The organism is Pseudomonas sp. UBA6699, assembly GCF_002454615.1.
In the GTDB taxonomy this organism is placed as follows: domain Bacteria; phylum Pseudomonadota; class Gammaproteobacteria; order Pseudomonadales; family Pseudomonadaceae; genus Aquipseudomonas; species Aquipseudomonas juntendi.
Genome location: NZ_DKJF01000106.1, coordinates 1 through 13,061, shown reverse-complemented (window position 1 = coordinate 13,061; position 13,061 = coordinate 1). Strand labels below are relative to the sequence as shown.

Here is a 13,061-nt window from a genome sequence, read left to right as displayed (position 1 = left end):
CCCTAAGGCGATCCCTGTGTGTGGCTTGCCGGCGATAGGGCCAAAGCAGGCTGACCTTAATGGGTGGTCAGGCCCGCAGCCCCCATGAACAAGCGCATCACCCAGGCCGCCACACCCAGTGCGGCTACGCTCAACGCCCAGATCAGCACCAGCCAACCCAGCCGCTGCCACAACGGTTTCTTTTCTTCCAGGCCATGCTTGCCAGTCATCATGCGGGCCTCCTAGTGGTAGCCGTCGTCATGGGTCACCTTGCCGCGGAACACGTAGTAGCTCCAGAAGGTATACCCGAGAATGAACGGCAGGATGAACAGGGTGCCAACCAGCATGAAGCCCTGGCTTTGTGCTGGCGCTGCGGCATCCCAGATCGAGATCGACGGCGGGATGATGTTCGGCCACAGGCTGATGCCCAAGCCGCTGTAGCCAAGGAATATCAGCACCAGCGTCAGCAGGAACGGCGTGTAGTGCGCGTTGCGGGCCACGGCCTTGAGCAAGCCATAGAACGTTACCAGCACCAGCAACGGCACCGGCATGAACCACAGCAGGTTAGGCATGCTGAACCAGCGGTCGGCGATCTGCGGGTAGGCAATCGGCGTCCACAGGCTGACGATACCGATCACCACCAGCAGCACCAGCGCCAAGGGCCGGGCGATTTCGTGCATTTTCTGCTGCAGCGGACCTTCGGTCTTCATGATCAACCAGGTGCAACCCAGCAGCGTGTAGGCCACGATCAGCCCCACCCCGCAGAACAGGCTGAACGGGGTCAACCAGTCGAGGGTGCCCCCGGCAAAATGCCGGTCGACCACCTTGAACCCTTCCAGGAACGCGCCCAGCGCCACCCCCTGGAAGAAGGTGGCGATCAGCGAACCCCAGATGAATGCCTTGTCCCAGATGTGCCGCTTGCGGGCGGTGGCCTTGAAGCGGAATTCAAAGGCCACCCCCCGGAAGATCAAGCCGATCAGCATCAGGATCAATGGCAAGTACAACGCTTCGAGCACCACCGAGTAGGCCATCGGGAAGGCCCCGAACAGCCCCGCCCCCCCGAGCACCAGCCAGGTTTCGTTGCCGTCCCACACCGGGGCGACGGTGTTCATCATCACATCACGGTCATGCTCGCCCTTCACGAACGGGAAAAGCATGCCGATGCCCAGGTCGAAACCATCCATCACTACGTACATCATCACGCCGAAGATGATGATCACCGCCCAGATCAGCGGAAGGTCGATACCCATGGCTCAGTTCCCCTTGTTCAGGCTGGCGGTGTTGGCCTCGTGGCCATCATCGGCGGCGGACAGCGGCCGCGCCGGGGTGCGTTTGGTGCCGGGGCCACCTGGTTTGATTTCATCACCCTCACCGGTCTGCGGGCCCTTGCGCACCAGGCGCAGCATGTAGCCAAGGCCGGTGCCGAACAGGGCGAAATACACCACCACGAACGCCACCAGGGTAAAGCCAAGCTGCGCATAGCTGTGGTTGGACACCCCGTCTGCGGTGCGCAGCAGGCCATACACCACCCAGGGCTGGCGGCCAATTTCAGTGGTGAACCAGCCGGCCAGCAGCGCCACCAGGCCGGAGGGCCCCATCCACACTGCCATGTGCAGGAACGGCCGCGAGGTGTACAGCGTGCCCCGCTTGCGTAGCCAGAGGCTCCACAGGCCAACGAAGATCATCAGCAGGCCCAGGCCGACCATGATGCGGAACGACCAGAACACGATGGTCGAGTTGGGCCGGTCTTCTGGCGGGAAGTCCTTCATCGCCGGCACCTGCTTGTCCAGGCTGTGGGTCAGGATCAGGCTGCCAAGCGCCGGGATCTCAAGCTTGAAGCGGGTGGTTTCGGCCTGCATGTCAGGAATGCCGAAAAGGATCAGCGGCGTCGGCTCACCGGGCACGTTCTCCCAGTGGCCTTCGATCGCGGCGATCTTCACCGGTTGGTGCTTGAGCGTGTTGAGGCCGTGGAAGTCGCCGATCACCGCCTGGATCGGCGCGACGATCAGTGCCATCCACATGGCCATCGACAGCATCTTGCGCACCGCCGGGTTGTCCCGCCCGCGCAGCAGGTGCCAGGCCGCCGAGGCGCCGACGAAGAACGCGGTGGACACGAACGCGGCCGTGGCCATGTGCATCAGGCGGTACGGGAACGAGGGGTTGAACACCACGGCCAGCCAGTCTACCGGCACTACCCGGCCATCGATGATCTCGTGGCCTTGCGGGGTTTGCATCCAGCTGTTGGAGGCCAGGATCCAGAACGTGGACACCAGCGTACCCAGTGCCACCATCAGCGTGGAGAAGAAGTGCAGCCCTCTGCCCACACGATTCCAGCCGAACAGCATGACCCCGAGGAAACCGGCTTCGAGGAAGAAGGCGGTGAGCACCTCGTAGGTGAGCAGTGGGCCGGTAACCGCGCCGGCGAAGTCGGAGAAGCGGCTCCAGTTGGTACCGAACTGGTAAGCCATGACCAACCCCGAGACCACCCCCATGCCGAAGTTCACCGCGAAGATCTTCGACCAGAAATGGTAGAGGTCGCGGTAGACCTGGTTGTGGGTGCGCAACCACAAGCCTTCGAGCACCGCCAGGTAGCTGGCCAGGCCAATGGTAATGGCCGGGAACAGGATGTGGAACGACACGGTAAAGGCGAACTGCATTCGGGCGAGCTCTAAGGCTTCTATTCCGAACATGGTGCTTCCTCTTCAGATAATCCGGCGTACGGGCTCGTGGCACCGTCGCCCACTGCCCCCACTGGGTCGAGTACGGCGCGTTGGAATTGTTCTGTTCGATCGCAGGGATTCCGGCCCACTGGGCCCATTCGTTAGTTCTGGAACGATTGATCCAGATCAACGACTGCTAGGAAGCATAGTCCTGAATGCACGGTTGGGCCGTGCGGTGAATTGCCGCGTGACCGGTTGCCCCACCGGCTTTCATGACGCGCGAAAAAGTGCTGGCCTGGGCAAACAGTAACTGTTTGTTACAAACAGATGATACGCTGCGCCCCCCTCCACTGCGCCGAGGCCCCAGGGTACCGATGTCCGATTCCGCACCGCAGTTGTTGCGCCAGCACCGCCCGTTTCTGGCCTTCTGGCTGGCCCGTGTATTCACCGCCAGTGGCTTCCAGATGCTCACCGTGGCCATTGGCTGGCACCTCTACCAATTGACCGGCAATGTCCTGGACCTGGGCCTGGTAGGCCTGGTCGAGTTCGCCCCTCGGGTGCTGTTCATGCTGCACACCGGGCATGTCGCCGACCGCTATGACAGGCGCAAGGTCGCAGCGCTGTGCCAGAGCCTGCAGGGGCTGATTGCCCTGGCGCTGGCCGTGGGCAGCGCCACCGACAACGTTACCCGGGAACTGATTTTTGCCCTGGCCTTCCTGCTGGGCGCCACGCGCTCGTTCGAAATGCCAGCCACCCAGGCGCTGCTACCCAACGTGGTACCGCCAGGGCTGTTCCCACGGGCGGTGGCCGCTTCGGCCTCGGCCACCCAGTCGGCGACCATCGTCGCCCCGGCGGTGGGCGGTTTTCTGTACGCATTTGGCAGCATCTGGGTGTATGGCCCGACGGTGGCCCTCTACGCCATCGCCTGCATCCTGACCCTGAGCCTGCAGGCACGCGGCCAGGTTACCCAGCGTGGGCGTGCGAGCATCGAGTCGCTGCTGGCAGGGATCCGCTTCATTCGTAGCCGCCCGGACATTCTTGGGGCCATTTCGCTGGACCTGTTCGCTGTGCTGCTGGGCGGTGCCACGGCGCTGCTGCCGGTGTTCGCCAAGGACATCCTGCTCACTGGCCCGCTGGGCCTGGGCCTGTTGCGCTCGGCGCCAGCGGTGGGGGCGTTGCTGATGTCACTGTGGCTCGCGCGTTTTCCATTCGAGCGCAATGTCGGGCGGACCATGTTCACCGCAGTGGGTATTTTTGGCGTGGCTACCATTGCCTTCGGCCTGTCCACCTCGTTCTGGTTTTCGCTGGCGGTGCTGGTGGTACTGGGCGCGGCAGACATGATCAGCATGGTCATCCGCAGTTCGTTCGTGCAACTGGAAACCCCCGATGAGATGCGCGGGCGGGTGAGCGCGGTGAACGGGCTGTTCATTGGTGCCTCAAATCAGCTCGGCGAGTTCGAGTCGGGGGTGACGGCGCACTGGTTTGGCACAGTGCCGGCAGTGGTGATGGGTGGGGTGGGCACGTTGCTGGTGACCGGGGTATGGATAAAACTGTTCCCTACACTGGCCCAGCGGGATCGGTTGCACAGCGGTTGATGGGTTGCCGGCCACAGGGCCAATACAGGCTACAGCGAACCCATTCCCCAACGGCCATAGGCCACCGCCGAGCATGCTGGTATGATGCGCGGCTTTTTTCCGCCCCACACAAAACCACGGCAAGCGGTACGGTCTGTGCTTTGCTGTTGGGGTCGATATATTCGTGGCGCCGGGCGCCTTGGGAGCGGGAATGCTGGAAAGGCTGTTTCAACTAAAAGCACACAACACCAACGTGCGCACCGAGATTCTTGCGGGCGTCACCACCTTCCTGGCCATGGCCTACATTCTGTTCGTCAACCCGAGCATCCTCGGCGAGACCGGCATGGACAAGGGGGCGATCTTTGTCGCCACCTGCCTGGCAGCCGCCATCGGCTCCACCACCATGGGCCTGATCGCCAACTACCCGATCGCCCTGGCCCCAGGCATGGGCCTGAACGCGTTCTTCACCTACACCGTGGTGCTGCACATGGGCCACACCTGGCAGGTGGCACTGGGTGCAGTGTTCCTGTCGGCGGTGATGTTCTTCCTGCTGTCGATCTTCCGTATCCGTGAATGGATCGTGAACAGCATCCCACTGCCGCTACGCTCGGCAATTGCTGCCGGTATCGGCCTGTTCCTGGCGCTGATCGCCCTGCATAATGCCGGCATCGTCGTCGATAACCCGGCAACTCTGGTGGGCTTGGGTGACCTCAAGCAACCGGCCCCGATTCTCGCCACGCTGGGCTTCTTCCTGATTGTCGGCCTGGAAGCACTGAAAGTGCGCGGCGCCGTGCTGATCGGCATCCTGGCGGTGACCGTCGCGGCGATCGTGATGGGCGTGACGCCGTTCGGCGGCATCGTATCCATGCCGCCATCGCTGGCCCCGACCTTCCTGCAGCTGGATATCGCCGGCGCGCTGGATGTGGGCCTGGTAAGCGTGATCTTCGCCTTCCTGTTCGTCGATCTGTTCGACAACTCCGGCACCCTGATCGGCGTGGCCAAGCGCGCCGGGCTGATGGGCAAGGACGGCCACATGCCGAAAATGGGCCGTGCGCTGATCGCTGACAGCACCGCGGCCATGGCCGGTTCGCTGCTGGGCACCTCGACCACCACCAGCTACATCGAATCCGCTGCCGGCGTCAGCGCCGGTGGCCGTACCGGCCTGACGGCCATCGTGGTCGCCGTACTGTTCCTGCTGGCGCTGTTCTTCGCACCGTTGGCCGGCAGCGTGCCGGCCTTCGCCACGGCCCCGGCGCTGCTGTTCGTTGCGGTGCTGATGGCCTCGGGCCTGGCGGAGATAAACTGGGACGACGTGACCGAAGCCGCACCGGTGGTGGTGACTGCCCTGGCCATGCCGCTGACCTACTCGATTGCCAACGGTATTGCCTTCGGCTTCATCGCCTGGACTGCAGTCAAGCTGATTTCCGGCCGCTACCGCGACCTGAACCCGGCGCTGGTGATCCTTTCCATCCTGTTCGTCATCAAGCTGGGCTGGTTCAACGCATGAGTGCTGCTTTCGACCCCTCCTCCTACGCCACCCAGCTGGACGCCAAGGTCGCCCGGCTGCGCGAGCTGCTGGCACCGTTCGGCGCACCAGAGCCGGCTGTTTTCGACTCGCCACGCGAGCACTACCGCCTGCGCGCCGAGTTCCGCCTGTGGCGCGAGGATGGCCAGCGCCACTACGCCATGTTCGCCCCGGGCGAGAAGCACAAGGCGATCCTGATCGACGACTTCCCGATTGCCAGCCTGCGCATCAACGAACTCATGCCGCGCCTGAAGGCAGCCTGGCAGGCCAGCGAAGCACTGGGCAACCGCCTGTTCCAGGTGGAGTTCCTTACCACCCTGGCTGGCAACGCCATGATTACCCTGTGCTACCACCGCCCGTTGGATGAGGCCTGGGAAGTGGCTGCACGGCAGCTGTCCGAGGCGCTGGGCGTGAGCGTGATTGGCCGCTCCAAAGGCAAGCGCCTGGTGATCGGCCGCGACTACGCGGTGGAAAAACTCGACGTGGCTCGCCGTGTGTTCAGCTATCGCCAGCCAGAAGGCGCGTTCACCCAGCCTAACGGTGCCGTGAACCAGAAGATGCTGAGCTGGGCGTTCGAGGCAATGGGCGAGCGTGAGGACGACCTGCTGGAGCTGTATTGCGGCAACGGCAATTTCACCCTGCCACTGGCCACCCGCGTGCGCCAGGTGCTGGCCACCGAGATCAGCAAGACGTCGGTCAATGCCGCGTTGAGCAACCTCGACGAAAACGCTGTGGATAACGTGCGGCTGGTGCGCTTGTCGGCTGAAGAGCTGACCCAGGCGCTGAACGAGGTGCGGCCGTTCCGCCGGCTGGAAGGCATTGACCTGAAAGCCTATGACTTCGGTACGGTGTTCGTCGACCCGCCGCGTGCGGGTATGGACCCGGATACCTGCGAGCTGACCCGGCGTTTCGAGCGGATCCTGTACATCTCGTGCAACCCGGAAACGCTGGCGCAGAACATCGCTCAGCTGCAAGATACCCACCGTATCGAACGCTGCGCGCTGTTCGATCAATTCCCGTACACGCACCATATGGAAAGCGGCGTGCTGCTGGTCCGGCGCTGATCCGCGCTGCACTGGGGCCTGGCTGGCCCCAGCGCAGCTTGCCAGGAGAGTGATGCCGATGGACCAGTTCAGTGCCATGCAGTCTTTCCGCCGGGTGGTCGATCTCGGCAGTTTCAGCGCCGCTGCCAGTCAGGCGGGGGTCTCGCATACCGTCCTGTCACGCCAGGTAAAGCAGCTTGAACGCCACCTCGGCGCGCAATTGCTCACCCGAACCACGCGCCGCTTGCACCTCACCGAAGCCGGCGCATTGTTCTATCGCCATTGCGTGCAGATTCTCGAACAGATGCAGGCGATGAGCCTGGAATTGTCGGAGCATCAGCAACAGCCCACTGGCACCTTGCGCCTGGGCGTGGCCACAGCCTTTGGTGAACTGGAGCTGGGTCGCTGGCTACCGGATTTCGTCGAGCGCCATCCCCTGTTGCAGATCGAGCTGCACTGCAGCGACCGCTTCGTCGACCTTCTCGAGGCGGAAATTGATGTGTGCTTGCGGGTCACCGACCAGTTACCGAACTCCAGCCTGGTGGCGCGCCGGCTGACGGGCAGCGAGGTGTTGCTGGTATCAGCCCCGGGTTATCTGCAGCGACACGGCACACCGGCTACGCCCGACGAACTCACTGGCCACCCCCTGCTCGGCTATAGCCAGCTACCGCACCCACAGCGCCTGCAAATGACCAACACCCAAGGCGAACAGCGCGACATACTCATGCCCCGACGCCTGAGTGCTAATTCCCCGATGGCCCTGCGCGCTGCCGCCATAGGCGCCCTAGGCATCGCCAGCTTCGACCGCTTCATCGTCCACGATGCCCTGCAGAACGGGCGGCTGGTACCGGTGCTGGAAGGCTGGAAACTGCCAGCGCGCACGCTTTACGCGGTTTATCCACAGAGCCGCTACCTGCCGCCCAAGGTGCGCGCGTTGCTGGATTACGTACAGGCGTACTATTCACAAGCGAGGTGGGAATATTGATTTGTGCGTGATTGACACAAGTCATGGCTGGTTCTGCCCGTATTTGTGCCCTGAACGGTGAGTTAGCCTTTCGTTGACCATCACTCAACAAAGGTACTCCAGCATGAAAGCAGTGCAGGCATTCATCGCAGCGTTGGCACTCGGCACCTTGGCAGTTGGCGCCAACGCGGCACAACCAGTCGTTTCAGTCACCGACCACACGGCCTTGAACTGGCAGGACGTGCCCAATACCAATGGCGCTGTCAGCTTCGCCAACGTTGAAGGCGATATCTTCGGCAAGGGGCCCTACTCGGCCTATGTGAAATTCAGCAAAGGCACCGACAACGGCCTGCACCAGCACAGTCAGGCACTGCCGACGGTCGTGCTGAAGGGGACTTTCTATGCGGTGATCGACGGCAAGCGCATCGAGTATCCCGCAGGCGCCTATTACAATCTGCCGGCCGGGTTGATACATGAAAGTGGCTGCACGGCGGCTGCCGATTGCCTGCTGTTTCAGCATCAGGCGGGTGCGTTCGACCTCAAACCCGTTGCAGGCTGAGGCATCGGGGCCGCTTGGCGGCCCCGACGTCTACATCAAAAGTCGAAGAACACCGTCTCGCCTTCCCCCTGAATACGGATATCAAAGCGATACGCCGTTTTCCCGTCCACTTCACAGCGCTTGGCAATCAGCGTCTCGCGGCGCTGCGGCTGCTCGATCAGGTTGAGCACCGGGCACTTGGCATTGAGCGGCGCTTCATCATCGAAATACAGGCGCGTGTGCAGGTGGATGTTGATGCCACGGGCAAACAGGCTGATGTTGATGTGCGGCGCCATCGGTACGCCAGCGGCATTGTTCACCACGCCGGGCTTGACCGTGTACAGCGTCCACTCACCGGCGTCGAAGGTGGTGGCGGTGCGGCCGAAGCTGTTGAACGCGTTTTCCAGGTTGTAGGCATCCTGATACTCGCCGTTGGCGTCGGCTTGCCACACTTCCAGGAACGAGTCGCGCACCAGGTGGCCGTTGCCGTCGTAGACATGGCCGATCAGCTGAATGTGCTCCCCCGGGGCGTCGGGCTTGGCCAGGCGGTTCCAGATTTCCTGGTCACGGGTAGGGTTGCCGGCCGCTTCCAGGGCCAGGCCGATGTGCACGTAGGGGCCGGCAGTCTGCGAAGGGGTTTCCGGCAGCAGTTCGATTGGCATGGCGGGGTCCTCAGCAGTTTTCGAAGTGGGTCTTGCGCTGGCCGCGCAGCACGATGTCGAAGCGGTAGGCCAGGCAGTCCATCGGGTTGGCGTTGCTCATGTCGAGCTTGGCAATCAACTGCTGCACGGCTTGCGGGTTGGCGATCGACTTGACGATCGGGCACATCGGGATCAGCGGGTCGCCTTCGAAATACAGCTGGGTGATCAGCTTGGTGGCGATCGACGGGCCGCTGATGGCGAAGTGGATGTGCGCCGGGCGCCAGTCGTTCGGGCCGTTGCGCCACGGGTACGGGCCCGGCTTGATGGTGCGGAAGCTGTAGTAGCCGTCACGGTCGGTCAGGCAGCGGCCGACACCGCCGAAGTTGGGGTCCAGCGGTGCCAGGTAGCGGTCGTTCTTGTGGCGGTAGCGGCCACCGGCGTTGGCTTGCCACATTTCCACCAGGGTATTGGGCACAGGCTTGCCGTACTGGTCCACAACGCGGCCGGCAACGATGATGCGCTCACCGATCGGCAGGCCGCCGTTATTGAAATTCAGCAGCAGGTCATGGTCATGGGCACCGAAGCCCAGGTGGGAAAAATCCGGGCCGGTGGTTTCGCTGATCGATTGCGGAATGCTGACCAGCGCCTGGCGCGGCGAGCGGGCAACGGAGGTCTTGTAGTCGGGGGTGAGGGCTTTGGGGTGCCAGTTGCGATCACGGATCACGAAGCGGCTGTTGTCCTGGGCGGGCATGCCGGTTTCCTCTCTTGGAATTATGGAGATGCACAGGCGGGCTTATTGAACCCTTCGCGGGCAAGCCCGCTCCTACATACAGTTTCCGGCATGTCGCGCGCGGTGAATATTGAAATGAGGCACTTCAAACATATCCATTTGGTTATGCATGACCACCTGGACCTAACACCCGCTGCTGTCGTGAACTAATCTTTCACTTCTTGTTTCACGCTCGGGAGAGCACTCATGGAATGGCGAAAAGGCCGACGCAGCGACAACGTGGTCGATGCCCGGGGCGAAGGTGGCGGTGGGGGCGGCATGCGCTTTGGCGGCGGCAAGGGCCTGGGCCTGGGGGCGATCCTGCTGATCGTCGGCATCGGCTGGTTGACCGGGCAGGACCCGCTGCAGATCCTCGGCCAGTTGGCCGGCCAGGTGGAGCAGCAGCAGACCCAGACCGCGCCAAGCGGTGCTGGCGCCAAGGCGCCACCGGCCAACGATGAACAGGCCCAGTTCGTGGCCTCGATCCTGGGCGATACCGAGGACACCTGGAAGGCATTGTTCGCCGAAGCAGGCAAACAGTACCGCGACCCGAAGCTGGTGCTGTTCAGTGGCCAGGTCAATTCGGCCTGCGGCGCTGCCTCTGCGGCCGTGGGGCCGTTCTATTGCCCGGCCGACCAGCGCGTGTACCTGGACATGTCGTTCTTCCGCGAAATGGAAACCCGTTTCGCCGCGGCTGGCGACTTTGCCCAGGCCTACGTCATCGCCCACGAAATTGGCCACCACGTACAGACCTTGCTGGGGGTTTCGGCCAAGGTCGACGCCGCCCGCCGCAGTGGTCAGCGCATGGAGGGCGACAATGGGTTGCTGGTACGCCAGGAACTGCAGGCGGACTGCCTGGCGGGTGTCTGGGCCTACCAGGCACAGAAGCGCCTGAACTGGCTGGAGCCGGGCGATGTAGAGGAGGCGCTGAACGCTGCCAACGCCATTGGCGATGACCGCCTGCAACAGCAAGGGCGCGGCCGTGTGGTGCCGGACTCATTTACCCATGGCACCTCGGCCCAGCGCGTACGCTGGTTCAAGACCGGGTTTGCCGAAGGTGAAGTGGACCGCTGCGACACCTTCAGTGCCCGTAGCCTCTGATACCTCGCCAACAGGCTGCTGCGTCACCGCTGGAACCCTGGGGCCGCTTCGCGGCCCTTTCCCACCGGTCCGGCGCACCGGCAAGGCCGCGCCTACAAAAACCCGCACGCTTTTTTTTGCTGAAAAAGCGTTTCAGCTTCCCGCAGCATTGCCGATAACCCCTGCATGAATCAGCGGGCATCCAGAACAATAACGCCTGGCGATCGAACATCAAAAGAGCGAAAACTATTTCTGGAGTGCGTGCATGAACAGCTGGTTTGCCAACATCAGCGTCAACCTCAAACTGGGCCTGGGCTTCGGCCTGGTGCTTGTCCTCACCGGCCTGCTGGCCCTGACTGGCTGGACCAGCCTGGGCAGCCTGATCGACCGTAGCAACTGGATGAGCGACATCGGCCAGTTGAACAAAGACCTGACCGACCTGCGCGTGGCCCGCCTGCAGTACATGATCGCCAATGGCGACGATGCCGCGGCCGCCAACACCCAGGCCAAGCTGAACGCCTTCAGCAAGCAGCAGGCCTACCTGGCCAGTACCTTCAAAAGCCCCGAGAACGTCAAGCTGCTGGGTGAGCTGGGGGAAACCATCAGCGCCTACAAGCTGTCGCTGAACAAGATGCGCCAAGGCTACGACGCCACGCGCGCAGCGCGTAGCACCATGGACAGCTCGGCCGCCGGCGCCGACCAGGCCATGGACCTGCTCAGCCAGGAAGTCATGGCCCGCCCGGAAGCCGACAGCGTGCGCCTGGCCCAGTACCAACTGATCAGCCAGGCGCGCCAGCAGTTGCTGCAGGTGCGCATCGACGTGCGCGGCTACATTGCCGACAACAGTGCCAGCAACGAGCAGGCCGCCCTGCGCCAGCTGGATGCAGCACTGGCCAATGTCGACAACCTCAAAGGCCAGATGCCGGGTGAAAGCACACGCCTGCAGCAGCTGGAAAGCGCGGTACGGGCCTACCGTGATGCCGTACGCCAGTTCCGCGATGCGGTCGCCAGCATCACCACCGCGCGTGCGGAAATGACCGTACAGGGTGCCGATATCGTCAAGCGCAGCGATGCGCTGTACCAGATCCAGCTGCAGCGTCGCGACGTCGAAAGCAGCCAGGCCCGCAGCCTGCAGGCCATCGCCACGCTGCTGGCGTTGCTGGTCGGCGTGCTGGGCGCGGTGTTGATCACCCGGCAGATCACCCGCCCGTTGCGCGAAACGCTGCTGGCGGTGGAAAAGATCGCCAGTGGCGACCTGACCCAGCAACTGCGCGTCACCCGCCGCGACGAATTGGGCGTGCTGCAGCAAGGCATCGCGCGCATGGGTACCACCTTGCGCGAGCTGATCAGCGGCATCCGCGACGGCGTGACCCAGATCGCCAGCGCTGCCGAAGAACTGTCGGCAGTGACCGAGCAGACCAGTGCCGGGGCCAATAGCCAGAAGGTCGAAACCGACCAGGTGGCCACCGCCATGCACGAAATGGCCGCCACCGTGCAAGAAGTGGCGCGCAATGCCGAACAGGCTTCGCACGCCGCCACCGGTGCCGACGAGCAAGCCCGCGCCGGCGACCGTGTGGTCGGTGAAGCGATCGGCCAGATCGAGCGCCTGGCCCAGGACATGCACCGCTCCACTGAAGCCATGAGCCTGCTGCAACAGGAAAGCCAGAAAATCGGCAGCGTGATGGACGTGATCAAGTCGGTGGCAGAACAGACCAACCTGCTGGCGCTGAACGCGGCGATCGAGGCGGCGCGGGCGGGTGAAGCCGGGCGCGGCTTCGCCGTGGTGGCCGATGAAGTCCGCGGCCTGGCGCAGCGTACGCAAAAGTCCACCGAAGAAATCGAAGAGCTCATTGCTGGCCTGCAGCAGGGTACCCAGCAAGTGGCCAGCGCCATGCAAGGCAGCCGCACCCTGACCGACAGCAGCGTGGAACTGGCGCGCAAGGCCGGGGCCTCGCTGGAGAGCATTACCAGCACGGTGTCGGGTATTCAGTCGATGAACCAGCAGATTGCCGCGGCCGCAGAGCAGCAGAGTGCGGTGGCCGAGGAGATCAGCCGCAGCATCCTCAATGTGCGCGATGTGTCTGAGCAGACGGCGGCGGCCAGCAATGAAACGGCAGCATCCAGCGTCGAACTGGCGCGCCTGGGTGGGCAGTTGCAGACGCTGGTCAGCCAGTTCCGCGTCTGACTGCAAGCCCTGGGGCCGCTGAGCGGCCCAGCGCCGGCAAGCCAGGCTGCCACAGCAACGGTGCAGGATCAGAAACAGCGCCGTACCTGTGGGAGATTCTATG

The 13,061-nt window shown here is 63.3% G+C and carries 12 protein-coding genes; 7 read left to right on the top strand and 5 right to left on the bottom strand.

Annotation, left to right across the window (positions count from 1 at the left end):
• Positions 1–56: 56 nt before the first annotated feature.
• The 3 genes from B3361_RS20855 to B3361_RS20845 are packed head-to-tail and all read right to left on the bottom strand — an operon-like array spanning position 57 to position 2,669.
• On the bottom strand, positions 57–212 hold the full coding sequence (locus tag B3361_RS20855; RefSeq protein WP_009682264.1) for a DUF2474 domain-containing protein: 156 nt from the start codon (positions 210–212) through the stop codon (positions 57–59).
• A gap of 9 nt (positions 213–221) precedes the next feature.
• Positions 222–1,229, bottom strand: a complete 1,008-nt coding sequence (gene cydB / locus B3361_RS20850; RefSeq protein WP_009682263.1) for a cytochrome d ubiquinol oxidase subunit II — start codon at positions 1,227–1,229, stop codon at positions 222–224.
• Between the two features lie 3 nt (positions 1,230–1,232).
• Positions 1,233–2,669 carry a cytochrome ubiquinol oxidase subunit I gene (locus B3361_RS20845; RefSeq protein ID WP_286920344.1) on the bottom strand — a complete coding sequence of 479 codons (1,437 nt, stop codon included), beginning with the start codon at positions 2,667–2,669 and terminating at the stop codon, positions 1,233–1,235.
• Between the two features lie 344 nt (positions 2,670–3,013).
• On the opposite strand from B3361_RS20845, the gene B3361_RS20840 reads away from it, so the two are divergent.
• The 5 genes from B3361_RS20840 (at position 3,014) to B3361_RS20820 (ending at position 8,304) form a co-directional block, all read left to right on the top strand.
• Positions 3,014–4,234, top strand: a complete 1,221-nt coding sequence (locus B3361_RS20840; protein WP_054906158.1) for an MFS transporter — start codon at positions 3,014–3,016, stop codon at positions 4,232–4,234.
• 190 nt (positions 4,235–4,424) lie between these two features.
• Positions 4,425–5,720 carry an NCS2 family permease gene (locus tag B3361_RS20835; protein WP_009682260.1) on the top strand — a complete coding sequence of 432 codons (1,296 nt, stop codon included), beginning with the start codon at positions 4,425–4,427 and terminating at the stop codon, positions 5,718–5,720.
• On the top strand, positions 5,717–6,802 hold the full coding sequence (trmA, locus tag B3361_RS20830; RefSeq protein ID WP_286920343.1) for a tRNA (uridine(54)-C5)-methyltransferase TrmA: 1,086 nt from the start codon (positions 5,717–5,719) through the stop codon (positions 6,800–6,802). The genes B3361_RS20835 and trmA overlap by 4 nt, the downstream gene beginning before the upstream one ends.
• Before the next feature lie 58 nt (positions 6,803–6,860).
• Positions 6,861–7,766 carry a LysR family transcriptional regulator gene (locus B3361_RS20825; RefSeq protein WP_054906156.1) on the top strand — a complete coding sequence of 302 codons (906 nt, stop codon included), beginning with the start codon at positions 6,861–6,863 and terminating at the stop codon, positions 7,764–7,766.
• 103 nt (positions 7,767–7,869) lie between these two features.
• Positions 7,870–8,304: a cupin domain-containing protein gene (locus B3361_RS20820; RefSeq protein WP_154211741.1), complete on the top strand. Its 435-nt coding sequence runs from the start codon at positions 7,870–7,872 to the stop codon at positions 8,302–8,304.
• Between the two features lie 35 nt (positions 8,305–8,339).
• Here the strand turns inward: B3361_RS20820 and pcaG are convergent, their stop codons facing one another.
• Together pcaG and pcaH are read right to left on the bottom strand one after the other, a co-directional pair.
• Positions 8,340–8,945: a protocatechuate 3,4-dioxygenase subunit alpha gene (pcaG, locus tag B3361_RS20815; protein ID WP_009682256.1), complete on the bottom strand. Its 606-nt coding sequence runs from the start codon at positions 8,943–8,945 to the stop codon at positions 8,340–8,342.
• 10 nt (positions 8,946–8,955) lie between these two features.
• Entirely contained in the window at positions 8,956–9,675 is a 720-nt protein-coding gene (pcaH, locus tag B3361_RS20810) for a protocatechuate 3,4-dioxygenase subunit beta (protein WP_009682255.1), read from the bottom strand.
• Positions 9,676–9,900: 225 nt separating this feature from the next.
• On the opposite strand from pcaH, the gene ypfJ reads away from it, so the two are divergent.
• A complete protein-coding gene (gene ypfJ, locus B3361_RS20805; protein ID WP_009682254.1) occupies positions 9,901–10,794 on the top strand; it encodes a KPN_02809 family neutral zinc metallopeptidase in 894 nt (297 codons plus the stop codon).
• Between the two features lie 244 nt (positions 10,795–11,038).
• On the top strand, positions 11,039–12,958 hold the full coding sequence (locus tag B3361_RS20800) for a methyl-accepting chemotaxis protein (protein WP_054882058.1): 1,920 nt from the start codon (positions 11,039–11,041) through the stop codon (positions 12,956–12,958).
• Positions 12,959–13,061: the final 103 nt, after the last annotated feature.

Coding starts and splice junctions, on each gene's coding strand:
- cydB (WP_009682263.1), bottom strand. CDS start 1,229: ATGGGTATCGACCTTCCGCTGATCTGGGCGGTGATCATCATCTTCGGC.
- B3361_RS20840 (WP_054906158.1), top strand. CDS start 3,014: ATGTCCGATTCCGCACCGCAGTTGTTGCGCCAGCACCGCCCGTTTCTG.
- B3361_RS20800 (WP_054882058.1), top strand. CDS start 11,039: ATGAACAGCTGGTTTGCCAACATCAGCGTCAACCTCAAACTGGGCCTG.
- pcaG (WP_009682256.1), bottom strand. CDS start 8,945: ATGCCAATCGAACTGCTGCCGGAAACCCCTTCGCAGACTGCCGGCCCC.
- B3361_RS20845 (WP_286920344.1), bottom strand. CDS start 2,669: ATGTTCGGAATAGAAGCCTTAGAGCTCGCCCGAATGCAGTTCGCCTTT.
- B3361_RS20855 (WP_009682264.1), bottom strand. CDS start 212: ATGATGACTGGCAAGCATGGCCTGGAAGAAAAGAAACCGTTGTGGCAG.
- pcaH (WP_009682255.1), bottom strand. CDS start 9,675: ATGCCCGCCCAGGACAACAGCCGCTTCGTGATCCGTGATCGCAACTGG.
- B3361_RS20825 (WP_054906156.1), top strand. CDS start 6,861: ATGGACCAGTTCAGTGCCATGCAGTCTTTCCGCCGGGTGGTCGATCTC.
- B3361_RS20835 (WP_009682260.1), top strand. CDS start 4,425: ATGCTGGAAAGGCTGTTTCAACTAAAAGCACACAACACCAACGTGCGC.
- B3361_RS20820 (WP_154211741.1), top strand. CDS start 7,870: ATGAAAGCAGTGCAGGCATTCATCGCAGCGTTGGCACTCGGCACCTTG.
- ypfJ (WP_009682254.1), top strand. CDS start 9,901: ATGGAATGGCGAAAAGGCCGACGCAGCGACAACGTGGTCGATGCCCGG.
- trmA (WP_286920343.1), top strand. CDS start 5,717: ATGAGTGCTGCTTTCGACCCCTCCTCCTACGCCACCCAGCTGGACGCC.